The following is a 25094-nucleotide window of genomic DNA, read 5'->3' as shown; positions in this document are numbered from 1 at the left end:
GTACCGTGCCCACGTGGGTATCTATCTGGTCGACATCGGGCCCGACAGCTGGGCCCAGGACGAAGTCACGTACGGCATCCGTTCACTGCTCGACGGCGCTCTCGCCGAGCGCGGCCTCGGCCCCTATCCCGGACCGCCACGGGAGGTACCGTCCGAGGAGAGCTTCGAGGAGAAGATCTCGCCAGAGATGGACGGCTTCGCCGAGCTGTGCGCCCGACACGGCGCCGAGGAGGTGCTCGACGCCACCCTGTTCATCCCCGTGTCGTTCGACGGCCTGATCACGCTGCCGGCCGGCAACGCGTACGACGAGGAACAGACTCACGTCCTCAGCTCCCACCGGCTGCGCGACGCGGTCGCACCGATGGCCGCCGAGATCGGCCTGCCCGCCGACCTGCCGCGCGGCGGGCTCGCGCTGAGCACCAGCATCGAGGACCCGGTCACGTTCTACGTCGCGGTCTACCTGCAGGCCGCCGAGCACTCGCTGCGCCACGGCTGCCCGATCGGCTACGTCTGAGGCCGTGGCAAGCGCACCCAAGAGGACACCTCTCCCCCATCCCTACGCTCAGGAAGCCAGCTACACGAACACGCAATGCGGGCAGGGCGTTGGTGCCAACGATGATGGCGGCGTACCACGATTCTGGCGATGGGCGCTCGTGTGATCAGTCCTTGTCAAGGCACAAACAGAAGGGGTGGCCGGCTGGGTCGAGGAGCACTCGGACGTTCTCCTGCGGTTGGACCGAGGCCACCGTGGCCCCGAGGGCGACCGCCTCGGCAACCGCGGAATCGAGGTCAGCGACTTGGAAGTCGAGGTGCATCATGGGGCGCTGTTGCCCGTCGACGGGCGGCCACACGGGCGCCTTGTAGTCGGTCGCCTGCTGGAACACGACATAGGTGGGTCCCTGGGGAGCGGCGAGAATGGCCGTTCCTGGTTCCTCGTGTCCGATGGGCCAGCCGAGCAGCTCGGAGTAGAACTTCGCCAACCCACCGGGGTCCGGCGCTTCGATAGCGGTTCCCCACCACATGCCGGCCGTTCGAGATCGCATGCTCGCAGCTTGTCGGATGGCCCCGGCCATGTCTACGGACGCTCTCTCACACCCACGATGGTGGGCGTGCACCGCCTCGTCGTGGATCAATCGGACATGTTGCGGCCCTGTCCGGGCGGTGAGAGGGCCAGGTGCTCCCCGTCCGCGTCGGTGTCTGGCTTGCAGGTCAGACTTTGGGCATGGAGTTCTTCTGCTACCACCGCGACCGGGCCAACTCGATGCCGCTGCGCGCCGAACTGCGAGAAGAGCACTGGTCCTACATGGATCGCTACTCGAGCGAAATCATCGCTCGCGGTCCGACCTTTGCCAGCGGCGGCGTACCCACCGGCAGCGTGCACATCGTCGACCTGCCCGATCCTGCCGCCGCACGCACGTTCGCTTTCGACGAGCCCAACTATCAGGCCGGCGTGTACCGCGACGTATTGCTGCGCCGGTGGCGCAACGTGCTCGGCCGCACCATGTGGGACTTCCCTGGAGGCCGGAGTGGTGGCAACCGGTACCTGGTGCTCGGTCTCGGCGCGGGGCAGGGCGCCGACCTCGCGGTGCCGCCCGGCCGGGATGGGCTGATCGCGTACGGGCCGTTGCTGTCCGACGACGGCGCCACCTGGCTGGGCACGGCGGTGCTTGTCCAGGCGCCGGATCCGAACAAGGCACGCGCCGCGCTGACCTCGGACCGATACGCCGACATCGAAGTGCACAACTGGCAGTTTGGCGGGCGGCCGTCCTGACCCGAGGCCTGCTGTGAACGCGCCCAGCGTGCCCGATGGCCTGGAACGCCGGTCATCGCAACGGGCGGCGAGAGCGGAGCCTCGCCAGTGCTTGTGCTTCAGGTCACAGCACGGCACGTCACATCCAGAGCGCTAGCTCGTCCATGAAGCATGCTCGCCGCTTACCTCACGGTTACTATTCTCGCCTCCATCTTCAACGGCATCGCCGCCATCACCTACCTGATCGGCCACGACTATCCAAAGGCCCAGGCGGACATGAAGCGCGTGCCACGGTCGTGGGTACCGGTGTTGGGCATGTTGCTGGCGGCGGGCTCTTTGGGGCTGCTGGCCGGGTTCGCCGTGCCCCTGCTGGGCACACTCGCCGCCGCTGGCCTCGTGCTGTACTTCCTCGGCGCGCTCTTTGCACACCTGCGAGTGGGTTCCCGCCAACTGCTGGGATGGGCCGTGTTCTTCTCCACTGCGGTGGCCGCACTGGCCCTGAACCTGAGCTACCACCACTGATCCGTGGAGATCATCAGCGCCGAAATTCTGGGACGGCTGTCTCGACCGGCCCTGGAAGGACCGGCCCCTCGATCGAGGGCCCCGGCCACCGCCGGTGGAAGTGGGATGAGGACGACCTTGCCGTCGTTGCCGCGTACGCGCAGGGCTCGGTGGCCGCGTTCCTCTCTGAGGTCGCCGCTGTGGGCCGCAGGCCTTCGCCCCTGACCAGCGCCGCCAAGGAGCAGTACGCCACCGACCAGTCGGTCCACGATGAGGACCTGAGTCCGATCCCGCACACCACCATGCGCGATTCGGTATATCGCGGTACCGACTAGCGGAGTATTATGTGCCGCATGATAGCGGCGGAAAACCAGCCGACTGATGACAACGACCGGCAGACCCAACTCCTTCGCGGCGTGCTGGACATGTGCCTGCTGGCACTGCTGGCACGCGAACCTGCCCACGGCTACGAGCTGGCACGGCGGATGGAGGCCGCCGGCTTCGGCGCGATCAGCTACGGCACGATCTATCCACTGCTGACCCGGATGCGCCGCCTCGGCCTTGTTGCTGACGAACAGCAGGCCAGCCCGACCGGCCCGCCTCGCAAGGTCTACGCCCTGACCGGGGCCGGTCGCACCCACCTGGACGCATGGCAGACACAGTGGGCCCGCTTCGTCGACACCGTTGGCGCCATCCTCACCGTGCCCGGCCACAAACCTACGAGGAGTTGACCGTGGATACCATCGACAGCGTCCTGACCGAAGCCGACCAAGCCTGGCGCGCATACGGGGTCGGTTCGGCCGACCGCGCGGCATTCGCCGCCGATCTGCGCCTCGACCTGCAGGCTGCGGCGGCGGACGGGGTCGACCCAGTGCAGTTGCTCGGCGGTGACGTGGCCGGCTTTGCCCGACGGCTCGCCGACGAGGCCGGTGTCCGGCGAGTGCGCCGGGACTACAGCCGCCTTCTCGGCACCGCGCTGATCGGTGCGTTGATCGGTGGCGTGCTCGGCTACGGCTTACTGGTCGCGGTGTACCCGCTGTTCGTACGCATGGTGGACATCCCCCGCTCGATCGAGGTACCGATCCAGGTCGCCGTCGCCGTCTACTACGGCGTGCCGGCGGCCGTGGTGGTTGCAGGAGCAGTCATCGCGGTTCGGCTCCGGCTGCGCGACCTGCCCCAGGTCCGGAAGACAGCCCGGCTGATGAGCCTGCTGATGCCGGCGGCCGGCGTTCTCATCACGCCGATCACCATGGCATTCGCTTGGTCCACTGGCTACAGCACGGCACCGGAGGTACTGCTCGCGGAAGTCGGCATGGTCCTTGCCGCACTTGGCGGCGCGACGGTTCTGGCCCGTCACTTGTCGCTGCGCGACCATGAGAAGACCTCTGACGCACCGCCCACGGACTACCCTCCGCTACGCTCGGCACCCCGCTGAGAACCTCGGGGGGCGACGACGTGGGCATTGACTAGCCCAGCGCTCCCCTGCGGCAGCGGCCACGTCTGCGGCACGCGGCGCAGCGCTGCCGTAGTCGATTGCCTCGTCGGGGGAGGGGTCCCCGCCGGGCGCCGATCGACCACTCCCCGGCGGTCGACGGGCAACCCGGCGGTAGGGGCCTGCGGTAGCCTTCCCGGGCGGAACGGGTCATGCCGACCGATCAGACCGTCCAGATAGGAAGGCCGGGGAGGCGGTTGCCTTGCTGGATCCGAGCGGCGCCACGGAGTGGCTTCGGCACGGAAGGGCGCATCGGTCCCTTTGCGGCCGGCACCCAGGGCCATGAGTGACCGTCTGCAGGGATCGGCACGTGACCGCGGCCAATGACAACGGGTTGCTCCAGCTGACCATCGTGTCGACCAGCGTGGTCGAGTGGGCCGGCGGCATTCTGGCCTTGGTCACCACACTGATCATGAGTCGCACCGATCCAACCCGGCTGCTGACGGTTGGGGCAAGGTGATGGCCAGATCACCCGGAACAGCCCACAGCGGCGGGCACGGCGGCAGCGGAACGTCGTCCCATCCGCACTCCGAACCTGGCGATGCCGACAGCGCCGGCTCACCTCGCCGGGGCCGGTCCGGCGGCAGCGCCCAGAGCGTGTCCCACGGGCAGGAGATCAACGCGCAGGCTGCCGAGCTGGGCCGCCCACCCGCTCAACGTGCCCTGCCACCGGGCAGGACCACCCGGACGCTCAACCAGGTACGCCGCACCCGCGACAAGAAACGGCGGTGGCAGCGCGCCGAGGAATACGTCCGCGAGTTGTGGGGCGGTGCACCCGAGACGCATTATCCGGTAGCGACCAACTCCGATCCGACTTCCCGGTGACCAGGACCGGCGGCCGGAAAGTCGACGTTCCTGTAAACTCGAACGGGCAAACCGTCGCGGTCGAAGTAAAGATGTACCAGCAGTACCGCACGGTTGAGGTCGCGCCGGGGCAGAAGGTGACGCAGCGGGTCGAGGTGCCGCTCAGTTCTCATATCAGAGAGCAGATCAACAAGGATGTGGCACTCCGCAGAGCGGATCCGACCTATGATCCACGCTGGGCATTCCTCAATGCCGGGCCGTTGTCGGCTCTCTCCGAGCTTTTCAGTGACCGGCGCTCTGACCTGGGCTGTGAAATCTCTCGGTGGACCTGTTCGGCCGGGTTTGCGCCGCTCAACTTTTCAGTACGCACATCAGCCGGGCTGGTTGCTGTCCTGAGCCCGAAAGCAGCGCCGGCGGTGACAGGTTGTGCTGTCACCCCCCGCGCGGGTGTTTCCTGGGTTCGGTCAGATGGTGGTGCCCCTCTCGGGTTCGGAGCCCGCGTGTGGCTCGAGCTTGCCAGCGAGCCCTACCCAGCACGGATTACTACTTGCCATCGGCTCCGCTGGCACTCCAAACAAGGAGCGCGACGCGTTCGACGAGCTGTGGGCCTACGTGGCACCAGATGGCGATGCCCCGCCAAGGGTGAACTTCTGGCCGCCCTGCCAGAGGCGGTCGGGGTGCCCTGGGGGGCGGCCGCGGGCGCCGCTCCCAGGGCGCTGTCGCCGGACCCGGTCCTCCTGCGATCGCGGCTACCGCGGCGTTTCCGGCCCCTGCCGGCAGCAGCCGGCACCCAACCAACTGCGGGTGGGAGTCCGGCTGCGGGCGCGGTAGCACCGGGGGCGGGCGGAATAAGTCCGCAGTCACAACCACCGAGGGCCATCAACGGCAGGGATCGACGCGGATTCGGCGGTGTAGACGCGGCCCCGCATATGAAGGGCCCTCAGGAAACACAGGAGGCCCTCGATATGACCAGGCTAGTACGGCAGCCGCCAGTTGCTATCTGACCAGGGCGTAGTCGCGGTCTAGTCGTGTGCGTTGGTGGAACCAGCGGGCGCGGGCCTGGTGACGGCGTCGCCAGGTGAGCCAGTGTGTGGCGTGGTCGGCTGATGTCGCGTTCAACAGATCGCGGCGCAGGGTCTTGATGTAGTTCGCGACACGGACTGCCTTGAGGTCCGGAGCCAGACCATGGGCGAGCCATGGGTTCTGCGTCGCAACCTCACCATGCGCCACAGGTGTCAAGGGACATCGCCGGCTGTGCCGGCGGCGAACGGCAGGCCCCGCCAGCATCAGACATGCGTGCGGTCGGCGCGTTCGGGAACCGCGAACCGCTCCGGCGCCGCCTGTGCCAGGTAGCGCCAGCTCGCGAGCGCCGCGAGCAGCGAGATCGCGGCGCCGGTGCCGATGGCGACCCTGGCGCCGTAGGTCTGCGACATCCACCCGATGAGTGGCCCGCTAATGGGTGAGGTGCCGTTGATCGCCATGATCAGCAGTGAGACCACCCGGCCGCGCACCACCGCTTCAGACTCCAGCTGGACGAGCGAGGCCGCCAGCGCACGGAACGTGGTGGCGACGGCCCCGAGCACGAACATCGCCACCAGCGCCGTCCACGTCGAGGGTGCCAGCGAGACGACTCCCAGTGCCGCCGCGAACGCTGTCGCCGCACCTAGGAACGTCCGCGGCGCCGCGACCAGGATCCCGGCGAGGGACAGGCTGCCGGCGATCGCACCCGCACCCATCGCGGCGAAGAAGTAGCCGATCATCGCGGCGTCCGGGGAGAACTCCCGAGCCAGCAACGGCACCGCGGTGTTCCACTCGTAGGCGACAAGACCAGTGACAGTCATCAGCACCAGGGCCGTCGCGATCACCGGCGTACGACGGGCGTAGTCGACGCCCTCCCGCAGCGCGCCGCGTTTCTTCGGGCGGATGTCGCGCGGCCGGATCTCGTCGGGTCGGATCCGGGTGAGAGCCACGATCATGACGAGGAAGGAGAAGACGTTGAAGAGGAAGGTCACCGCAAGGCCGGCCGAGCCGATCGCCACGCCTGCCGCGGCCGGCCCGAGCACCTTGCCCGCGTTGAACATGGTCGCGTTCAGCGCGACCGCGTTGGTGACGTCCTCCGTCGGGACGATGTCGGCGGCGAAGGTGTGGCGCACCGGCTTGTCGAAGGCCTCGACGATGCCGATCAGCACAGCGAGCAGCATGATCGCGGGGACGGCGGCCCGGTCGAGCAGCACCAGGACACCCATGGCCGCCGCCGGCACCGCGGCCGCCCAATTGGTACAGAGCAGCATCAGTCGCCGATCGATCCGGTCGGCGATGATCCCGGCCCACGGCGTCAGGAAGAGGGTCGGGGCCTGCTGCAGGCCGACGGTGACCCCGAGCAGGGTGCCCGACCCGGTGAGTTCGAGGACCAGCCAGGCCTGGGCGACCTTCTGCGCCCAGGTCCCGACCGTCGAGACGATCTGACCGGTGAAGTACAGCCGGTAGGCCCGGTGCCGCATGGACCTGAACGTCGCCGACAGGTATCCGCTCACCGCGCAGCACCGAGCTTGGCCAGCGCACCGACGGCGTCGAAGAGCCGGTCGGCCTCGGCCGGGTCTAGCTCGGCCACCCGGTTGCGCAGGTAGTCGTTCGACCGCTCGGCGAGGCGGACCAGCAGACGGCGGCCGGCGTCGGTGATCGCGACGATGCTGCTGCGCGCGTCGAGGTCGTCGACGGTGCGGCTGACCAGGCCCTTGCTCTCCAGCGTCACTACCAGGCGGGTGACGGTCGACTTGCCGATCTGCTCGCGTCGGCCGAGCTCGCCGAGCCGGAAGGGCCCGTGCCGATCCAGCGCGAAGAGCGCCGAGAACTGCGACGGGGTGACCTCGCCAGTCCCGGCGCTCTTGCGCAGCTTGCGCTCGAGCCGGACGACCGCGAGACGGAGAGCGTCGACCTCCTCGGGTCCGTGCGATGCCATGGCGCGATAGTACGCACTGCGTACTATCTACGTTCATCGGTCTCATGGTTTAATGGTCTGACCATCACGAGGAGCGCACATGACGGATCCCGGAGTCCTGATCGTCGGAGCCAGCCAGGCTGGCGCCCAGCTCGCCGCGTCGCTGCGCGAGTTCGGAGCGACGTGTCCCATCACGCTGGTGGGCGCGGAGGAGCACCTCCCCTACCAGCGCCCGCCACTGTCGAAGTCCTACCTGTCGGGCAAGGCCGAGGCGGAGTCGCTCCTGCTCCGTTCGGCGGACTACTACGCCGACCACGGCATCGGCGTCGTCACAGGCGAGTGGATCGACCGCGTCGATCTCGGCGCGTCCGGGGGTCGTGCGGTCAGTGCGACGGGCCGGACCTTCGACTTCGACCAGCTCGCCCTCACGGTCGGAGGCACGCCGCGCCGGCTCGACGTTCCGGGCGCCGACCTCGGCAACGTGTTCTACCTGCGCGACCTCTCCGACGCCGCGGCGCTGCGCGCCAGCCTCGACGACGCGCGACGTGTCGTCGTCGTCGGCGGCGGCTTCGTCGGACTGGAGGTCGCGGCCGTCGCCAACAGCCTCGGCAAGGAGGTGGTCGTCGTCGAGGCCCTCGAGCGGCTGATGGCGCGCGCGGTCGCCCCGGTAGTCTCGCAGTTCTACCTCGACGCGCACGAGCAGCGCGGCGTACGGGTCCTCCTCGACACCGGCGTCGTCGGGTTCCTCGGCTCCGGCACCGTCTCCTCGGTCGAGCTCTCCGACGGGACCAGCCTCCCCGCCGACGTCGTGCTGGTCGGTATCGGCCTCGTCGCGCACACCGCGCTGGCCGAGCAGCTGGGCCTCGAGGTGTCATCGGGCGGCATCGTCATCGACGCCCATGCCCGCACGAGCCTGCCCGGGGTCGTGGCCGCCGGTGACTGCACCGCGCTGCGAGCAGAGAACGGGCTGCTGCGCATCGAGTCCGTCGCCAACGCGATCGCCCAGGGCCGTGCCGCTGCGGCGACCCTCGTCGGCGTCCATGACCCGCTGTCCGTCGTCCCGTGGTTCTGGTCGGACCAGGGCGACATCAAGCTCCAAATCGCCGGCCTGAGCTCCGGTTACGACGACGTGGTGCTGCGCGGCGAGCCGGAAAGCCAGCAGTTCTCCGCCCTGTACTACCGCGGCGACCGGCTCATCGCCATCGACTCGATAAACGCGCCCCGCGACTACATGGCCGTCCGCAAGATCCTCGAGGGCGGCGCCTCCGTGCCGCGCACGGTCGCCGCAGACCTCGACGTTCAGCTCAAGACGCTGATTCCCGCCCGGCGCTGAACCTCCTGAGACATCCACCGTGACCAGCCACTCGGGTCGACCGCTCTGATGGGAGATGAGCTGCGCGCCGCCGCTGCGACCACGAAAGAAGGAAGAGGACGAGTGTCGGAATGATCGGGCTCGGCGCCATGGGGCTGCCGATGTCGAGGAACATGGTCCTGCGCGGGCAGGACGTCGTCGGCTTCGACCTGGCGCCGGAACGAGTGCTCACCGCCGCCGAGGTCGGCGTCACGTCAGCTCGGCGCAGTCGAGCCGCTGACCCAGGCCGAGCTGGACAACTTCCTGGAGACGTTCGACCGGCCGAAGCACGTCGAGAAGCTGTGGAAGTACTACGCCCAGGTCGCTGCCGCGCGGGGCGTGATCCCCGCCGAGTGGATCTGAGCGGATCCACCGCCTTCGAAGGCGGGCGAGGAGTGGGCTCCTCGCTCAGGCGAGGCTCTCTCCTCACCCGCGTCCGGTTGGCTCGTTGCACCGCAAGCGAGTGCGACCCGCCGCCGAGCAGGAGCACGGGCGGCGGGTCGCCGTCGCGACAACGCCTGATCAGCCGATCGGGACGAGCGCGAGCTTGTCGGCGGGCAGCTTGACGAACACCTTGGTGCCGGCCTCGATGGAGAGGTTGGGCAGCGACCGCACCCGGATCTCGAGCTTGCCGACGTTGACCAGGTGGTCGACCGCGTCACCGAGGAACGCACGGGTGCCGACCGTGCCCTCGAGGACGTTCTGCAGGTCGGCCGGCCGCTGCGTGGTGAGGTCGACCGTCTCCGGACGGATGGAGACGGAGACCTCCGTGCCCGTGGGAACCTCCGCGCTGGAGGCGAGGTGGAGCTGTCCTTCGGCGGTGTCGACCACGTAGTTGTCACCGGTCCGGTTGACGACGTCACCGTGGATGAAGTTCGAGCTGCCGATGAACTCGGCCACGAACTTGCTGGTCGGGTTCTCGTAGATGTCGCGCGGCCTGCCCAGCTGCACGACCTCGCCGGCACGCATCACGGCGATGTTCGAGGAGAGCGAGAGCGCCTCGATCTGGTCGTGGGTCACGTAGATGGAGGTGATGCCGAGCTCGCGCTGGAGGCGCTTGAGCTCGTAGCGCAGCGACTCGCGCAGCTTGGCGTCGAGGTTGGACAGCGGCTCGTCGAGCAGGAGCAGCTCCGGCTCGATGACGAGGGCGCGGGCCAGCGCGAGACGCTGCTGCTGACCACCGGAGAGCTTGGTGGCCTGGCGGTCGGCGTACTGGCGCAGCTCCATGACCTCGAGCACCCGGTGGACGCGCTGCTCGATGTCGGCCTTGCCCGGACGCTCGCTCCGGGGCTTGACCTGCAGCGGGAAGGCGACGTTGTCGAAGACGCTCATGTGCGGCCAGATCGCGTAGGACTGGAACACCATCCCGAGGCCGCGGCGGTTGGCGGCGACGTTCACCGTCCTGGCGCCCTTGCCGGCCTGGAACAGGGTCCGCCCCTTGACCGAGATGTGGCCGGAGTCGGGGTGCTCCAGCCCTGCGATCGAGCGCAGTGTGGTGGTCTTGCCACAACCCGACGGGCCGAGCAGGGTGAACATCTCACCCTGCTGCACCTGCAGGTTGACGTTGTTGATGGCGAAGACCCGGGCACCCTGCGAGCCGCTCTTCTTGGCCTTCTCACCAGGGTAGGACTTGATGAGGTTGCTGATCTCCAGCATGGCGATGGTCCTTATCTCTTTCTTCGAAGTCTCGCGGGGTCAGTCCTGCTGGAGGCCGACCTTGGCCCCGAGCTTGTAGGCGATGGAGACGAGCACCATGAGCACGGCGATCATCACCACGCCGAGCGCGGCCAGGACGGTGAACTTGCCGTTCTCGAACTGCTCCCAGATCAGGATCGAGAGGACCTCGTTGCCCGAGCTGTAGAGCAGGATGGAGCTCGACAGCTCGCGGAACGACACCACGAAGATGTAGATCCAGCCGGCGAGCAGGCCCGGCATCAGCAAGGGCAGCAGCACACGACGGAAGACCTGCCACCAGGTCGCCCCGCTCACGGCGGCCGACTCCTCCAGCTCGGCGGAGATCTGCTGCATCGAGGTGACGGCATACCGCATGCCGTAGGGCAGGTAGCGGGTGCAGTAGGCGACCAGCAGGATCCAGATGGTGCCGTAGATGGCGATCGGGCTCCGCAGGTAGACGAACTGGAGGGAGAGACCGAGGACCAGGCCCGGGATGACCAGTGGCGCAAAGGAGAGCAGGTCGAGGAGCTTGCGCCCACGGATGCCGGAGCGGACCACGATCCAGGCGGCGACGGCCATGAGGATCATGACCAGGGTCGCCGCGGCGGCCCCGAGGAACAGCGAGTTCTTCAGCGCGGTCGTGGCCTTGGACATGTCCAGCAGCGCGTTGTAGTTGTCCAGGGTCATCGACTTGAACGCCTTGCCCGACGGCTTCTGGTAGTAGGGCAGCAGCGAGGTGTAGACGAGCAGCAGCAGCGGCAGGATGACCGTGAGGACGAAGTAGCCGATGATGGCGGCGCCGGCCAGGGGGCGCCACTTGCCCAGCTCGATCGGGCGCGGGCGGAAGCCCTTGCCGGTCACCGTCTGATAGGCCTTGGCGCCCTTGCTCATCAGATGCTCCACGAGCATGCCCAGCGCGGCGATCGCGAAGAGGCCCAGCGCCAACGCTCCGGCGCCGTTGAAGTCCTGCGGGTAGGTCCGCAGCATGAAGTAGATCTTGCTGGTGAAGACGTAGATGCCGTTCTGCAGGCCGAGCAGCGCCGGGACCTCGAAGCTCTCGAGGGCGCGGACCGTCATGATCAGGACGCTCGCCGCGATGGCCGGGCGCAGCAGCGGCACGGTGATGCGGCGGATCACCGTCCAGCGGGAGGCGCCCGACATCAGCGCCGACTCCTCGAGCGAGGGGTCCTGGGCGCGGAACGCGGCCACCATGAAGAGGAAGGTGATCGGCGAGAGGTGGAGACCTTCGACCCAGATCATGCCCCAGACGCTGTAGATGTTGAGGACGCCCTTGCCGAAGATCGGCTCCAGCACGTAGTTGATCAGGCCGATGTCGGGGCTGGCCAGGAAGATCCACGCGACGCTGTAGAGGATGCCGGGGATGATGAGCGGCACGATCGAGGCGGCGAAGAAGAGGCTCTTGAACGGCACGTCGGTGCGGACGTTCAGGAACGCCAACGCGGTGCCGACGACCAACGAGAGCACAGCGGACCCGACGGCGAACCAGATCGAGTTCCGCATCATCTCGATGGCCTTGTCATCGGTGTACGCCCGCGTGAAGCCGTCCAACGTGAACGCGCTCGTGTTCTGGTCGAGGAAGGTGCCCTGGATCAGGAACCACAGCGGCACGATCGCCAGGTAGGCGACCACCAGCGCGACGACACCGAGGATCAGCACCTTAGGGGTGGGGACGAGACGTCGCCAGACGGCGGGCGCCGCGTCAGTGGTGGCGCGCTGGTCCTGCTCCGGCGTGGTGGTGGCGACGCTCACATCGCCTCACACAGCAGCATGTCCCTGAGGACGAGGGCGGGTGACATTCGAAGCTCCTCCAAGCGGCGGCCCGACTCTCACTGGAATAACGGTCAGACCATTAACCACAATGTGTAGCACATCACATCAGTCGAGGGGAAGCCCGTCAAGCAGGGTTTTCTTCTCGGCCCCGCCGCACTGCGAACGGTACGACAGCCGTCCCTCCGCGATTTTGTTGGAAGGGCGTGTCACCGGGAGCACAATGGCCCTGCTGCTATAAGTTTGACCGTTAGTCCAACGGTCCCTCCTACGTCTCGAGGTCTCTTCCATGTCCGACGCCACCGACACGGGTGCCGACCTGTTCAAGCCGGTCAGCGTCGAGCGGGTCTCGCAGGTCATCGTCGACCAGATCAAACTCCTGGTCCGCGAGGGCAAGCTCTCCACCGGGGATCGCCTGCCCAGCGAGCGCGACCTCTGCCAGCGCTTCGGCGTCAGCCGGGTCACTGTGCGCGAGGCGCTGCGAGTCCTGGAGGCCAGCGGCCTCATCGAGATCCGGGTCGGCGCGCGCGGTGGCGCTTTCGTCTCCTCCCCCACCCGCGAGCGCCTCGGCGAGGGGCTGGCCGACCTGATGAGCCTGTCCTCGCTGACACCGGCGCACATCACCGAGGCTCGCACCATCATCGAGGTGGGCATCCTGCCGTTCGTCGTCGAGCGCGCCACCGAGGCAGACATCGCCAGGCTGCGTCGGATGGTCGAGGAGGGTCAGGAGGCTCTCGACCGCAACGCCTACACCATGAACCTGTCGGCGGCGTTCCACGTCGGCGTCTCCGTGTGCACCCACAACCCGGCCATCGAGGCGCTCGTGCAGAGCTTCCACGGGCCGATGCTGCTCTCGCTGCGCCAGGCGCAGCTGGTCGCGCCGGCCATGGGACGGCGCGGGACCGACGAGCACGCGGCTCTCGTCGACGCCATCGAGGCGCGCGACACCGAGGCCGCCATCAAGGTCATGACGACGCATCTGGACCGGACGGCGGGCCTGGTCCGCGACATGCCGCCTGCGGGCGCCTGACCGTCCTCGCAGCTCAGCTCGAAGCGGCGCGCGGTCGCACCCACTGCCCGATCGGCGCCGCGATCAGCGCCCCGGTGACGACCATCGCGGCGCCGATCGGCGCCACGGCGACCAGACCGGCGGTGACCAGGGGCGAGACGAAGAGCGATGCCGCCCGCCAGACGCCGGTCGCCGCGATGGCCTCGCCACGTTCCTCCGGATGCACCGAGTCGCTGGCGAGTGCCGGACCGAGCGTCTGGAGCGCTCCGGCGGCGATCCCGGAGGCCGCCAGAGCCAAGCCGGCGAGCACGCTCGACCCGGCGGCGAGACCCATCACGGCCATCGCCGCACCGGTGACCGGCGTACCCGCGCGCATGATCCGCCGGGCACGTGCATCGCCGTCGACGTGCCGCACCAGCCACGATCCGAGGATCGCGGTCGCGTTGGCGACCGCGACGAGGATGCCCACGGTCGCCGAGAGATGCCCCGCGCGGACGAGCGCGATGGGGACGTAGGAGCCCAGCAGACCGCGCCAGGCACCGGCGGTGACGCCTGCGTAGCACCCCTCCCAGACGCCGGCCCTGGCCCACAGACGTCCGGGCGGCCGGTTCTGGACCTTCCGGAACGGCGGGAGCCGGTCCAGGCGCGCGGTGGGGATGAGCGAGACGATCGCAGCCGCCGCCGCGACAAGGAGCGCCGTATGGGCGTCCTCACCGATGAGGAGACCGGCGATCACGGGACCGGCGAGAAGGCCCAGGTTGCCGATCAGGTTGACCGACGCGAGGGCCTTGACCGACGAGCCCTCGCCGCGCACCACATGGGTCTGCGAACCGGTCCAGAAGTACGCCCGAGCCACGCCCTGCAGGAGCTGGGCGATGACGAAGGGCGCCAGCGCGCTGCTGATCACCACCATCGTGCTCGAGATCGCGAGCACCACGCACGCGATCGCGATGATGACCCAGTCGGGCATCACGCGCATCAGGCGGCCCAGTGACATGCGGCCGGTCATCTGGGAGATCGCCGAGATGGCGGTGAGCACACCGACCTCGACCGGCCCGTAGCCGGCGGCGACCGCCTGCAGCGGCAACGCGACAGAGGCGGCACCGAGCGCGAACGAGAAGCCGGCGTTGGCCGCGCCGACCCATGCGCCGTCGGCCTGGAACCGGAGTCGGACCTGAGGCCGTGTCACGCGAGGGGCTCCTTCGGGCGGGCACCCGACGGGGGCGCGCATGGGTGCGCCCCGGCTCGTCGGGGACCGAGCCGGGGCGCAAGGGTCATGCTGAGCGGGTCACGCTGAGAGGCTCAGCGGGATCACTTTTTAGTGACCTTGCCGCCCTCGAGGACCTTCGCGTAGAGGTCGTCCCACTTCTTCGCGTTGTGGAGCATCTCGTCCTCGTCGACCTCGATGGTCTTCAGGCCGGCCAGCGGGTCGTCGGCAGTCGGCACGGAGCCGATGCGGTAGGCGTCGGCGATGGCCTTCTGCCCGTCGGTGAGCAGGTAGTCCATGAACAGCAGCGCGGCGGCCGGGTGCTTGGCGGTGCCGAGCAGGCCGGCACCGTTGGGGCGGAGGACGATCGGCTGTGCCGGCGGGTTGGCGGCGGTGCGCCAAGCGATCGGGCGACCCTGCTCGGTGCCCTTCTGGACGGAGTGCGTGTACATGGAGGCGCCGACCGCGAACTCACCAGCGGAGAGCAGCTCGGCCTGGACCGTGTGGCCCTTGACGATCTTCGCGTTCGAGGCGATCGCCTTGAACAGGTCGGTCACCTCCTGCTCGCTCTTGCCCTGCTGGAGGTAGTAGCCGTACATCGCCGAGAACCAGTCCATGTCGCCGACCTCCATCGAGACCTTGCCCTTCCACTTCGGGTCGGCGAGCTGGTCGAGAGACGTCGGGGCCTCCTCGCCCTTCACCATGTCGGTGTTGTAGGCGATGGTGAAGGCGTTGAAGCGGTCGGCGGTCCAGTCGTCCTTCTGGCCCTCGGGGCGGACCGCGTCGCGGAACTCGCTCTTGTAGGGGTAGAAGAGATCCTCGTCGCCGATGATGTTGAGCTCGCCGGAGTTGGTCTCGATGAGGTCCGCGCCCGCGAAGCCCGCCTTCGACTCCTGCAGGATGCGCTGGAGGACGGACTCCGAGTTGCCGCGGTAGACGTTGACGTCGATTTTGTACTTGTCGGTGAAGCCCTTGACGATGTCGTCCATGTCGGTGTTCGAGGTGTAGAGCGAGAGCGTGCCCTCGTCCTTGGCGGCCTTGACGAGCGCGTCGGTGCGCTCGGCTCCGGTCATTCCGTTGAACTTGTCGAAGACCTGCTTCGCGTGGTTGTCGACCTTCGGTTTGCTGTCGCCGGCCGAGCTCGCGGTCGGGCTGCCGCAGGCGCTGAGGACGGCCGTCAGGAGCGCGACCGGAATGATCAGGGCCCTCTTCTTCATGGTTTCTCCCATAGCTGATCCGCAAGGCCGGGACGACCTCGTAGGACTGATGGTTAGTCCAGCACGAGATGGATATCACAGATACGGTCGAATGGTTAGACCTTAGTAGTCTTATTTTCACCTTGGATCGTGCCAATCAGCGGCTGACCTGCCCAGCACCGGCTAACTCCGCCGCCAGACCGACGGCCACCGCGGTCGGAAGGGAGGGGTCCGCGAGAGCGGCGAGGGCGTGCTCGACGCGTCCCTGACCCGCCGGTGCCGACCGGAAGGCCCGCCTGGCACGCACCACGGCGGTGGCGGGGTCCACCTGCCGCAGGCCGCGCAGTTCCCGCGTCCACGTCTCGCCCCCCGTGCCGGCGGCCGCCGGCAGGCGCACCTGCACGGGCTCCCGGGGTTCGGTTCCGAGGGCGGCCCAGACCTGGGCGGCACTGGTGGCGAGTCCTGCCCTGGTCCGCACGAGCTCGTTGAGCCTGCCTCGGAAGACGTCGGCGGCCAGGCCGTGTCGCGCCGCCCGGAACAGCTCCGCGTGCTGGGTCGGGCCCGCGACCTCGGCCAGCCCGGCCGTCTCGGCCAGACCCCGCGGGTCGACCCCGGGCACTCTCGCCAGCCGCGCGGGCCGGCGCCGGTGGTCCAGGTAGGCGTCGGCGGCGCTGCCGAGAAGGTCCCGGCAGGCGAGCTGCCCGAGCAGCTCGGCGAGCCCTTCGAAGACGCCGAGGTCGGCCCAGGATGCCGGCGCGACCAGGTTGCCGAGCCATTGGTGGGCGGCCTCGTGCGCCAGGGCGGCGACCCGTCGCGCCCGGTCGGCCGTCAGCAGTCGCTCGGAGAGCAGCACACATCCCGGGTGCTCCATGGCAAGCCACGGCGCGTCCGGCACCAACACCTGGACGTACTCGCTCCCCCACGGCGCGTCACCCCCGAAGAAGTCGAGCATCCAGTCCAGCGCAGCCCGGGTCTCGGCCAGCGGCGTGCGCAACGCCGCGTCGCAGGACCGGCGGGCGTGGATGGCCACGCCGTCGGCCGCCTCGTGGCGCCACGGCCCCACGGCGAAGCCGAGGTGGTGTCCGGCCAGCACACTCCCCGCAGCAGGGACGACGCTGATCGGAGTCGGCCCCGGGACGTCGCCGGAGACCCGCACGGTCAGCGTCGTCCGGGTCAGGTCGTCGGGACGGCCCGCCTCGCCGAGAAGGTCGGCCGCCCCTCCGAGCGCACCGCTGAACAGGACGTACGCCGCGCCGTCGGAGGGGTCCACCCAGCGCGTGAGCCCCCAGGGACCGCCCGCGCGATAGTCCACACGCCGCCGACGGCGCTCAGTGCCGAGGTCGAGGTGGACGTGCGCCGACTCGGCACCCAGGTCCACGTCGATCGTGCGCACGCGTCCCATGGTCGCTGACGCTGCGGGGGCGCTAAGCCGGGGGTCGGGCCGAGCGGTCAGCCGACCTCTGCCAGCGAGCGGTCCGGGCCGGTGTAGCGGCGTACCGGATTGTCGCGGACCAGCATGGTGGTGACGTAGCTCAGCGTAATCCCGGCACCGATCGTGAGAGCGAGCGCCGGCCCGAGGGCCCCGGCGAGGGCGCCGACGAGTGCGTCGCCCATGGCCGGACCTCCGCGGGAGGACACCTGATAGATCGACGAGACCCGGCCGCGGAGCTCGTCGGGGGTCTCGATCTGCACGGCGGCATGTCGGATCGAGGTCGCCAGGGCGTCCGCGACGCCGAGGCCGAGTGCGGCGAGGATCGCCAGCGCGAACCAGTGCGAATGCGCGAGAACCAGGCCCGCGACCGCGAAGCCGCCCGTGGCGAACAGCAGGATGCGGCCGAGCGTGCGCGAGCGGCCGAGCACCCTGACGATGCTGTAGGTCGCGAGCAGGGCACCGGCCGAGGGCGCGGCCGCCAGCACGCCGTACCCCTTCGGGCCGACCTCGAGGACGTCGAGCGCGAGGGCCGGCAGCAGCACCCGGTAGGCCCCGAAGACCATCGCGGAGAGGTCGAGCGACATCAGCAGCAGGATGATCGGCCGGTGCACGACGTAGCGCGCGCCTTCGACGATCGCGCCGAAGATCGGCTTGTGCTCCGGGTCGAGATGCGCGGTCGGCGCCTTGACGAGGACGAGCAGCCCGATCATCGCGGCGTAGGTCATCGAGTCGAAGGCGTGGACGAGGCCCGGGCCGCCGAGGGCGATCATCAGGCCGGCGAGCCCCGGGCCGACCAGGACCGCGATCTCGCGACACGGGTTGACCAGCGCGAAGGCCTGCGGGAGCTGGTGCGCCGGCACCATCGACCCGATCAGCGCCGTCCGGGTCGGGTTGTCGAAGGTGGTCGCCCCCATCGACAGCAGGGAGGCCAGGACGACGTGCCACGCCTGCACGTGGTCGGTCAGGGTGAGGACCGCCAGGGCCAACGCGACCAGACCGCCGGCGCCCTGCGACAGCTGCAGCAGGCGGCGACGGTCCATCCGGTCGGCGAGCGCCCCGCCGACCGGGCTGAGCACCATCACCGCGATCCCCCCGGCGGCGCCGACGAGGCCGGTGGTCGCCAACGACCCGGTCAGGTCGTAGACCTGGTAGAGGCTCGCCGCCATCGCGCCGCGGGTCCCGATCTGGGAGAGGACTACTCCGAGGAGGTAGGTGACGAAGGAGCGGTTGCGCAGCACCTCCGCGAGGTTCATCCGGTCCTTCCGGTCACGAGAAGAGGAGCGACTTGATGACCACCGGCACGACGCCCGGCGGAGTCAACACCTCTCCGATGTCGATGAAGTCGAGGTCGTTGAGCTCGACGCCGTCCACCGAGACGACCCGGCGGTCCAGTCCCACGTCGATGCCGAGGATGCGGCCGACCAGCTGGCCGACGTCGCCGTCGATCACGAGGGTCAGGGGCTCCTCGGAGGCGCCGGCGCCGGCGGCGATCCCGACCGCCAGCTCCTCGAGTGCGGCGTACGCCGGAAGGCCGGTCCAGCCGAAGCCGAGAGCGACCGGCAGGGCCAGGTCCGCGCCGCGGATCTCGGCGCCGCGCCGGATCGCGGCTGCGACGTGCTCACGGTCGACGGTCGCTGCGTCGATGAGGCCGAGATGGACCACCGGCAGGTTGTGCACCGGCAGCACCGACTGGTCGCTGACGTGGATCGTCTTGCCGCTGACCTGCACCGTGTACTGCGACGCACCGATGACGGTGGCACGGATCCGCTGGCCGGCGTCGATCGCGGGGATGTCGGCCCGCTCGCCCAGCTGCTTGACGATCTCTCCGGCGAGGTCGCCGGCGATGTCGCCGTAGTCGCCCGCCTCGGAGCCGAAGATGTACTCGGAGACACCTCCGGAGAAGGTCAGGTAGGCCGGTGCGAGGCTGCGCTCCAGCGGACGGGTCAGCCGCAGCGCCTTGCCGAGCGCTGTCGGCTCCTCCCCGAGGATCTCGTCGACGGAGACCTCGGCGAGCCGCTCGCAGATCCGCCGGCGGACCGCCGGATCGGCCGCCGTGGCCGGGGTCAGCTCGATGCCCAGGTCCTCGGCGACCAGCAGCGCCGAGTCGTCGATCCTGGTCCAGCCTCCGTCGGCGTCCTGGGCGAGCAGGCGGCCGCCCACCGCGTACGCGGCGACGTCGAGCACCTCCCCGCCGTCGAGCAGCGCCAGCTTGGTGGTGCCGCCGCCGATGTCGACGTGGAGGCTGGCCGCGCCGCGCTGGCCCGAGAGCCGGGTGGCTCCCGAGCCGTGCGCGGCGAGCAGGCTCTCCAGCTCGTGGCCGGCACTGGCGCAGACGAACTTGCCGGACTGGCTGGCGAAGAGCTCGTCGATCGCGCGGGCGTTGGGCCGCTTGATCGCCTCACCGGTGAGGATGACCGCGCCGCTGTCGATGTCCTTCGCGGTGAACCCGGCCGCCGCGTAGGCGTCGGCGATGAAGTGGGACAGCTCGTGCGCGTCGATCATCCCGTCCGCCCGGAACGGGGTGTGGATGATCGGCGAGGTCGACACGACCTGGCGGTCGACCACCTCGAACCTGCTAGACAGGTCGGTGCTGCGCCGTCGCAGCACCACCTTCGCGAAGAGCAGGTGGGATGTCGAGGAGCCGATGTCGATGCCGACGGTCACCAGCTCGAGGGTGTCCTGCTCCTCGATGAGCTGCTTGATGGCCGCGGCCTCGTCCTCGGTGATCCCGAGGTCGTGGTAGTGGTCGAAGTCCAGGTCGTGCATCGATCAGACCGCCGGACCGTCGAACTGTGGGTTGCGGATGACGCCGGTCAGTTCCGACTCCGGGATCGCCAGGATCGCCGGCTCGTCGAAGACGTCGCCCATCTGCGAGGGCACACCGGTCTTGGCGCACTCCTCCAGGAACTTGCGGTGGATCCGGTTGTCCTGCTCTTCGTACTCGATCTGACGGCCGCCCTTGGAGACCGAGACCGCGCCCTGGCCCTCCGCGCTCTTGCGACGCAGCGAGATGAACGGGTAGCGCCGGCTGCCCAGGCTCATCGCGACGTAGCGGGCCGGCTGGTCGCCGGTGTTGAAGTGCTGGTGGAACATCCAGAACGGCGGGGTGTACATGATGCCGTGGCGCCACGGCAGCTCGACGAAATCGGAGTCGCCGTCGTACCAGAGCAGTGAGTAGCCGGAGCCGTCGACCGCGTGCACGTGGGTTCCGGCGGCGTGGCGGTGGGCCTTCTTGTAGCGACCGACCGGCATCTGCGAGACGTGGGAGTGCATGGTCCCGTCCGCGAGCACGAAGTTGACGTTCATGGAGCCCTTGCCGCGGCCCTCGAACTCGTAGAGCTTGAAGCTGGTGAGGTCGTTGACGAAGTTCGTCTCCCAGATGTTCTGGACCTTCACCGAGTCCTTGTTGAAGGTGTCGAGCTTGCCCTCGCCGTCGAAGTACTTCGGGTCACCGACGCGGCCGACGAAGTCGTGCTGGTTGTCGAACACGAAGTCGAGGTCGTGGTAGAGGTTGATCGTCAGCGGGGCGTCGTTGGTGACCGAGAGGCGCACCGGCTCCGAGCCCGAGCCGTTGAAGATCTGGTACCGGCAGTTGAGCGGGATCGCGAAGAGCGCCTTCGGGCCGAACTCGAACGTCCGCTGGGCGCCGCCGGGCAGCCGGACGACGACCGATCCGTGGCCGGCGAGAACGAAGAAGAACGCTTCGTACAGGTGGCGCACGACCTCGGTGTTCTTGCGGGGCTCGATCTCCAGGACGTAGTTGGCCATGAAGTCACCCATGCCCTTGGTGTGCGCGAAGCAGCCCTTGGCGCCGTAGCGCTCCCAGAGTCCGGTCTCCAGGGTCAGCAGGTCGTGACCGAAGTCGAGGTGGATCGGGATGCCCTCGCCCTCGGCCCAGTCCTTGTACGGGTCGACCAGGTAGCCCGGCTGGGACGGGGCCTGCTCGACCTCGTGCGGCCGGGGGGCGGATGCAGTCGTCATGTGAGCCATGACCTCCTTGGGCGGTGAAGTGGATTCGGGTGCGTACGTGACGCGGGCTGGCGTCAGTGCGTGCCTGCGAGCGACGGGCGGTCCTCGCTCGAGGCTGCGTCACGACCCAGCGCCGCGGTGGTCGGGAACACCAGCGACTTGATCACCACCGGGACGGCACCGGTGGCGGCCAGCAGCGCGCCGATGTCGACGAAGTCGAACGCCTGCAGCCTGAGCCCGTCGATGGAGACCACCGGGACGGGCAGGTCGAGCTCCTCGTCGAGGTGGATGCCGATCAGTCCGCCGACGTCGCCGTCGCCGACCAGCACCAGCGGCTGGCCGTCGGCCGTCCACTCGGCCATGCCGGCGACGACACCGCGGCAGAAGGCGTCGAGCCGCCCGAAGGTGGCCGACCCCTCCCAGCGGTAGCACAGGGCGACCGGCTGGTCCTTCGGCATCGCGTCGAAGTGCTTGAGCTCGTCGCGGACCGTCGCCGCGATGAGGTCGGCGTCCAGCTCGTCCGCGCTCAGCGGCAACTGCGGCGTGAGCACCGGGACGTTGCGCAGCGGCAGCAGCGAGGTGGGCTCCACGAAGATCGTGGTGCCGCTCACCTGCACGGTGTACTGCGAGGCGCCGACGACGGTGGCACGTATGCCCTGCTCGGCGGCCTGCAGCTCCGGGCCCCAGCCGTCCACACGCCGGCGGATCGCCTCGGCCAGTCGGGGGCCGAGGTCGCCGTGGTCGCTGGTGTCGCGCCCGTAGACGTACTCCGCGACACCGCCCGAGAACGAGATCGCGTCCGGGTCCGGACCGGCCGGAAGCGGGTCCAGGCGCAGCAGGTCGGCCGTCGCCGCGGCCGGCGTACCGCTCTGCATGGCGGCGTACAGGTGGTCGGCCATCACATCGACGAGCCGCGACAGACCGTCGCGGTCGGGGACCTCGCCGATCGCCAGGGCGAGGTCGGCCTCGGCTGCGAGACGGCGGCCCGCCTCCTCGATCCGGGTGACCCTGCCTTCCGCGTCGAACGCGACGATGCGCGCCCCGACGTCGATCGCGGTGAGTGCCTCGACCTCGCCGTCGTGGCACACGGCGATCTTCGACGTGCCACCACCGATGTCGATGTTCATCGTGCGGTTGCCGTTGCGCTCGGATCTCTTCACGGCACCGGACCCGAAGGCCGAGAGCTGCGTCTCCAGCGCGTCGCCTGCGCTCACCGAGACGAACTTGCCGGCGAGCTGCGAGAACACGTCGGCGATGACGCGCGAGTTGGTACGCCGCACCGCGACGCCGGTCATGATCAGCGCGCCGGTGTCGATCTGCTCCGGCTGCACGCCCGCCAGGGCGTACTGCTGGTCGAAGAACTCCCGGAGGGCGTCACCGTCGAGGGTGTCCCCTCCGGCGTCGCCCGTGCTGTAGGGCGTGAGCAGGACCGCCGACTCGTGGGTCACCTCGCGCGAGATGACCTGGTAGCGGTTGTCCCGTCGCTCCAGCACGATCTGCGACAGCACCATGTGCGTCGTGGACGAGCCGATGTCGACGCCGACGCTGACGAGGCGGACCTGGTCGTCCTCCAGGATCAGGCTGCGGCCGCTGCTGGTAAAGATCCGGCCGCCGGCGTGGTCGAGCGGCGTGGACTCGGCCGGGTCACTGAATCCCATCGGCCATCTGCCGCTTCTCGTAGTCCCACTCGATCCCGGCGGGCTTCTCGTACCAGGTCGGGTCCATCCGCAGCTCGACGCCGTTCTCCTTCAGGAGCGCCTCGTACTCCTCGCGGACGTGCGGGTCCTCCTGCCAGTACGCGATCGCGGTGCCGCCCTCGTGCAGCTCCCGGGCCGTGTAGTCGGTGTGCTTGCTGCCGGGCGCGCCCGGGTCACGACCCGGGTTGTGCGGACCGAACCAGGCGCTGAGGCGGAACGGCTCCTTTGAGACCGAGAAGTGCTGGTGGTACCAGCGCTGACCGCCCGGAGCGGCGGTGATGAAGCCGAACTGCTCGTAGTCCAGGCGCTGGACCTGGTCGCCGTTGCCGTCGGCCCACGGGGTTGGGCCGAGGTGCTCGGGCCAGGTGTGCGTGTAGCCCTTCCCCTTGAGGCAGATCAGGATCGCCGCGGAGGTGTGCGCGTGGGCCTTCGAGTAGCGGCCGTTCTCGTGCTGGGCGATCCAGTAGTAGAACTGGTTGTTGGTCATCATCGGCTCGACCCGGCGGTAGCCGGGCGACCGACGGTTGTCCAGGGGCAGGTCGCAGTTGACGACGTCGGGGATGAAGTTGGTACGCCGCATGGCGAGGCCGCGGACAGGGTCCGGCTCGACTTCCTCGCGGTACTTGTAGAAGTCGTCGGCACCGCTGAAGCGGTCACGGAAGATGAAGTCGTTGTTGAAGACGGCCTCGACGTTGTTGAGCTGGTTCAGCACGTTGGGGGCGGTGTTGCCGGCCATCAGCACGGCGGGCTTCGAGGTCGCGTTGACGATCCGGAACCAGGCGTTCATCGGGATCGAGAACATCGAGCCCTTCTGCCACTCGAAGACGTGCTTGTTGACGTCTCCCTCCTGCCAGACCTCGCAGGTGCCCCGCCCCTCGACGGCGAGGTAGATCTCCTCGAACATGTGCTTCTCGGGGTTGAGCGCGCCGCCGGCGGGGACCTCGACGACGAAGTGGCCCCACTTGGTCTCGGTGCCGTAGGTCTGGATGTAGCTGCCGCGGCCGCCCTTGCGCTCCCAGTCCTGCAGCGGCAGGTCGAGGACAGTGCGAACACCGAGCCCACGCCACACCGGAACGCCTTCGGACTCCATGAACGAGTCGTACGGCGTCGGCTGCTTCTTGAAGTCGCCGAACCCGGCCCGAGCGTGCCCCGTCGGCTCCCGCCAGACCTTCGCCGTCGTCTCGTCATCGGACATCAGTGAGCCTCCCGTGGGGTAGCGTGTCGCGGTATGGTCCAAAGGTTAGACCAAATGGTAGGGAGTGGCAACCGTCACCCTCAGATGACGAAGCTCTCCAGGGTCTCCGGGACGAACAGGTCCTCCGGCCGCAACGGCTTCGGCGAGAGGCCCTGGGCGTGGTGATGGCCGAGGAACGACTCGAGCACGTGCCGGTTGGGCTCCAGCCCGTAGGACCACAGGTCGTCGCCGAGCAGCGCCCGGTCGGCCTCGGCGTGCTGGATGAGCCAGGGCGACATGAAACGCAGCGCGGAGGAGTCCAGGAACGCCTCGTGGGCCAGGCCCTTGGCCCGAGTGAACGCCTGGTGGAGCGACTGGGCGATCCAGCGGTCCGCCTCGTAGACATCCCGTCGGATGGCGACCACGTGCATGATCGGGAAGATCCCGGTGCGGGCGTAGTACGCCTTCTCGGCCGCGACGGGGTCGGCGAACAGGCGACGTACCCGACCGTCGTCGGCATAGAACGAGCTCGGGATCCGCGGACCGTAGAACGCGTCGATCTCGCCGGTGTGCAGCATCTCGGCGAGCGTGCGGTCCGCCGGGATAGCACGGACGTCGAAGGGCACGTCGATGGCGCCCTTCTCGACCCGACCGGGGGTCTCCTGACCACCGGTCAGGTAGCTGACCGAGTCGACCGGCACGCCGTGCTCGTCGGCGAGGATGCCGCGGATCCAGACGTTCGCGGTCAGCTGGAACTCGGCGTTGCCGACCCGCTTGCCGCGCAGGTCGCCGGGCTGCTCGATGCCGCTGTCGGCGTTGACGAAGATCCCGCCGTGCCGGAACATCCGCGAGGTGAAGACCGGGATCGCCACGAACGGCGACGGCTCACCGGCCGCGACAGCACGGCTCAGCGCGGCCGAGTACGAGGACAGCGACATCTCGGCCACGTCGAACTCGCGGTGCCGCACCATCCGGAAGAAGGTCTCCTCCACCGGCAGCCGCAGGTAGGTGAGGTCGATGCCGTCGGGACGCACCGAGCCCTCCCACAGCGCGCGCGTGCGGTCGTAGTCGCCGCAGGCGAGCGTCACCGGATGGCGTCGCATCGGCAGCTC

At 69.0% G+C, this 25094-nt stretch carries 24 protein-coding genes; 10 read left to right on the top strand and 14 right to left on the bottom strand.

Going from position 1 to position 25094, the window contains the following annotated elements; genetic code table 11:
• Positions 1-13 precede the first annotated feature (13 nt).
• On the top strand, positions 14-514 hold the full coding sequence (locus tag ACNAVT_RS12435; protein ID WP_416295748.1) for a hypothetical protein: 501 nt from the start codon (positions 14-16) through the stop codon (positions 512-514).
• Between the two features lie 145 nt (positions 515-659).
• Here ACNAVT_RS12435 and ACNAVT_RS12430 read toward each other — a convergent pair whose 3' ends face one another.
• Positions 660-1043, bottom strand: coding sequence for a VOC family protein (locus tag ACNAVT_RS12430; RefSeq protein ID WP_416295746.1), 384 nt, complete (start codon positions 1041-1043; stop codon positions 660-662).
• Between the two features lie 179 nt (positions 1044-1222).
• On the opposite strand from ACNAVT_RS12430, the gene ACNAVT_RS12425 reads away from it, so the two are divergent.
• From ACNAVT_RS12425 to ACNAVT_RS12400, 6 genes are all read left to right on the top strand, one after another.
• Positions 1223-1771, top strand: a complete 549-nt coding sequence (locus ACNAVT_RS12425; RefSeq protein ID WP_416295745.1) for a YciI family protein — start codon at positions 1223-1225, stop codon at positions 1769-1771.
• 150 nt (positions 1772-1921) lie between these two features.
• On the top strand, positions 1922-2272 hold the full coding sequence (locus ACNAVT_RS12420; protein ID WP_416295743.1) for a DoxX family protein: 351 nt from the start codon (positions 1922-1924) through the stop codon (positions 2270-2272).
• Positions 2273-2604: 332 nt separating this feature from the next.
• Positions 2605-2982, top strand: a complete 378-nt coding sequence (locus tag ACNAVT_RS12415; RefSeq protein WP_416295741.1) for a PadR family transcriptional regulator — start codon at positions 2605-2607, stop codon at positions 2980-2982.
• 2 nt (positions 2983-2984) lie between these two features.
• A complete protein-coding gene (locus ACNAVT_RS12410) occupies positions 2985-3686 on the top strand; it encodes a hypothetical protein (RefSeq protein ID WP_416295739.1) in 702 nt (233 codons plus the stop codon).
• Positions 3687-4053: 367 nt separating this feature from the next.
• Positions 4054-4203: a hypothetical protein gene (locus tag ACNAVT_RS12405; protein WP_416295737.1), complete on the top strand. Its 150-nt coding sequence runs from the start codon at positions 4054-4056 to the stop codon at positions 4201-4203.
• A 137-nt stretch (positions 4204-4340) separates the two neighbouring features.
• Complete coding sequence (locus ACNAVT_RS12400; RefSeq protein ID WP_416295735.1) at positions 4341-4568, top strand: hypothetical protein; 228 nt, start codon at positions 4341-4343, stop codon at positions 4566-4568.
• A gap of 1265 nt (positions 4569-5833) precedes the next feature.
• Here ACNAVT_RS12400 and ACNAVT_RS12395 read toward each other — a convergent pair.
• Positions 5834-7081 (bottom strand): MFS transporter, encoded by a 1248-nt coding sequence (locus ACNAVT_RS12395; protein ID WP_416295733.1) that lies wholly within the window; start codon positions 7079-7081, stop codon positions 5834-5836.
• Positions 7078-7506 (bottom strand): MarR family winged helix-turn-helix transcriptional regulator, encoded by a 429-nt coding sequence (locus tag ACNAVT_RS12390; protein ID WP_357112327.1) that lies wholly within the window; start codon positions 7504-7506, stop codon positions 7078-7080. The genes ACNAVT_RS12395 and ACNAVT_RS12390 overlap by 4 nt, the downstream gene beginning before the upstream one ends.
• A gap of 79 nt (positions 7507-7585) precedes the next feature.
• On the opposite strand from ACNAVT_RS12390, the gene ACNAVT_RS12385 reads away from it, so the two are divergent.
• Entirely contained in the window at positions 7586-8818 is a 1233-nt protein-coding gene (locus tag ACNAVT_RS12385) for an NAD(P)/FAD-dependent oxidoreductase (RefSeq protein WP_416295731.1), read from the top strand.
• A 110-nt stretch (positions 8819-8928) separates the two neighbouring features.
• Positions 8929-9402: an NAD(P)-binding domain-containing protein gene (locus ACNAVT_RS12380; protein WP_416295729.1), complete on the top strand. Its 474-nt coding sequence runs from the start codon at positions 8929-8931 to the stop codon at positions 9400-9402.
• Here the strand turns inward: ACNAVT_RS12380 and ACNAVT_RS12375 are convergent.
• Both ACNAVT_RS12375 and ACNAVT_RS12370 read right to left on the bottom strand, forming a co-directional pair.
• Positions 9359-10492 carry an ABC transporter ATP-binding protein gene (locus ACNAVT_RS12375; protein WP_416295727.1) on the bottom strand — a complete coding sequence of 378 codons (1134 nt, stop codon included), beginning with the start codon at positions 10490-10492 and terminating at the stop codon, positions 9359-9361. The genes ACNAVT_RS12380 and ACNAVT_RS12375 overlap by 44 nt on opposite strands.
• Positions 10493-10531: 39 nt before the next feature.
• A complete protein-coding gene (locus ACNAVT_RS12370; RefSeq protein WP_416295725.1) occupies positions 10532-12280 on the bottom strand; it encodes an ABC transporter permease in 1749 nt (582 codons plus the stop codon).
• Between the two features lie 307 nt (positions 12281-12587).
• Between ACNAVT_RS12370 and ACNAVT_RS12365 the strand changes: the two genes are divergently transcribed.
• On the top strand, positions 12588-13328 hold the full coding sequence (locus ACNAVT_RS12365; RefSeq protein WP_416295723.1) for a FadR/GntR family transcriptional regulator: 741 nt from the start codon (positions 12588-12590) through the stop codon (positions 13326-13328).
• Positions 13329-13341: 13 nt separating this feature from the next.
• Here the strand turns inward: ACNAVT_RS12365 and ACNAVT_RS12360 are convergent, their stop codons facing one another.
• The 9 genes from ACNAVT_RS12360 to ACNAVT_RS12320 all read right to left on the bottom strand — a co-directional run bounded on the left by ACNAVT_RS12360 (position 13342) and on the right by ACNAVT_RS12320 (position 25085).
• Positions 13342-14496 (bottom strand): MFS transporter, encoded by a 1155-nt coding sequence (locus ACNAVT_RS12360; protein WP_416295721.1) that lies wholly within the window; start codon positions 14494-14496, stop codon positions 13342-13344.
• Positions 14497-14618: 122 nt separating this feature from the next.
• Positions 14619-15731: an ABC transporter substrate-binding protein gene (locus ACNAVT_RS12355; protein ID WP_416295719.1), complete on the bottom strand. Its 1113-nt coding sequence runs from the start codon at positions 15729-15731 to the stop codon at positions 14619-14621.
• A 136-nt stretch (positions 15732-15867) separates the two neighbouring features.
• Positions 15868-17103, bottom strand: a complete 1236-nt coding sequence (locus ACNAVT_RS12350) for a M1 family aminopeptidase (protein WP_416295717.1) — start codon at positions 17101-17103, stop codon at positions 15868-15870.
• A 56-nt stretch (positions 17104-17159) separates the two neighbouring features.
• Positions 17160-18395 carry an MFS transporter gene (locus ACNAVT_RS12345; protein WP_416295715.1) on the bottom strand — a complete coding sequence of 412 codons (1236 nt, stop codon included), beginning with the start codon at positions 18393-18395 and terminating at the stop codon, positions 17160-17162.
• A gap of 13 nt (positions 18396-18408) precedes the next feature.
• Positions 18409-19908 (bottom strand): ethanolamine ammonia-lyase reactivating factor EutA, encoded by a 1500-nt coding sequence (locus ACNAVT_RS12340; RefSeq protein ID WP_416295713.1) that lies wholly within the window; start codon positions 19906-19908, stop codon positions 18409-18411.
• A 3-nt stretch (positions 19909-19911) separates the two neighbouring features.
• Positions 19912-21123 (bottom strand): hypothetical protein, encoded by a 1212-nt coding sequence (locus tag ACNAVT_RS12335; RefSeq protein WP_357444213.1) that lies wholly within the window; start codon positions 21121-21123, stop codon positions 19912-19914.
• A gap of 62 nt (positions 21124-21185) precedes the next feature.
• Positions 21186-22769, bottom strand: a complete 1584-nt coding sequence (locus ACNAVT_RS12330; RefSeq protein WP_416295710.1) for an ethanolamine ammonia-lyase reactivating factor EutA — start codon at positions 22767-22769, stop codon at positions 21186-21188.
• Positions 22756-24003 (bottom strand): hypothetical protein, encoded by a 1248-nt coding sequence (locus ACNAVT_RS12325; protein ID WP_357444209.1) that lies wholly within the window; start codon positions 24001-24003, stop codon positions 22756-22758. Before ACNAVT_RS12325 ends, ACNAVT_RS12330 begins: the two co-directional genes overlap by 14 nt.
• Before the next feature lie 80 nt (positions 24004-24083).
• Entirely contained in the window at positions 24084-25085 is a 1002-nt protein-coding gene (locus ACNAVT_RS12320) for an ABC transporter substrate-binding protein (protein ID WP_416295708.1), read from the bottom strand.
• Positions 25086-25094 lie beyond the last annotated feature (9 nt).

This window comes from Micromonospora sp. SL4-19, assembly GCF_047921475.1.
Taxonomy (GTDB): Bacteria; Actinomycetota; Actinomycetes; order Mycobacteriales; family Micromonosporaceae; genus Micromonospora.
The sequence above is the reverse complement of the archived record's forward strand: the minus strand, read 5'-3'. Positions and strand labels throughout refer to the sequence as shown.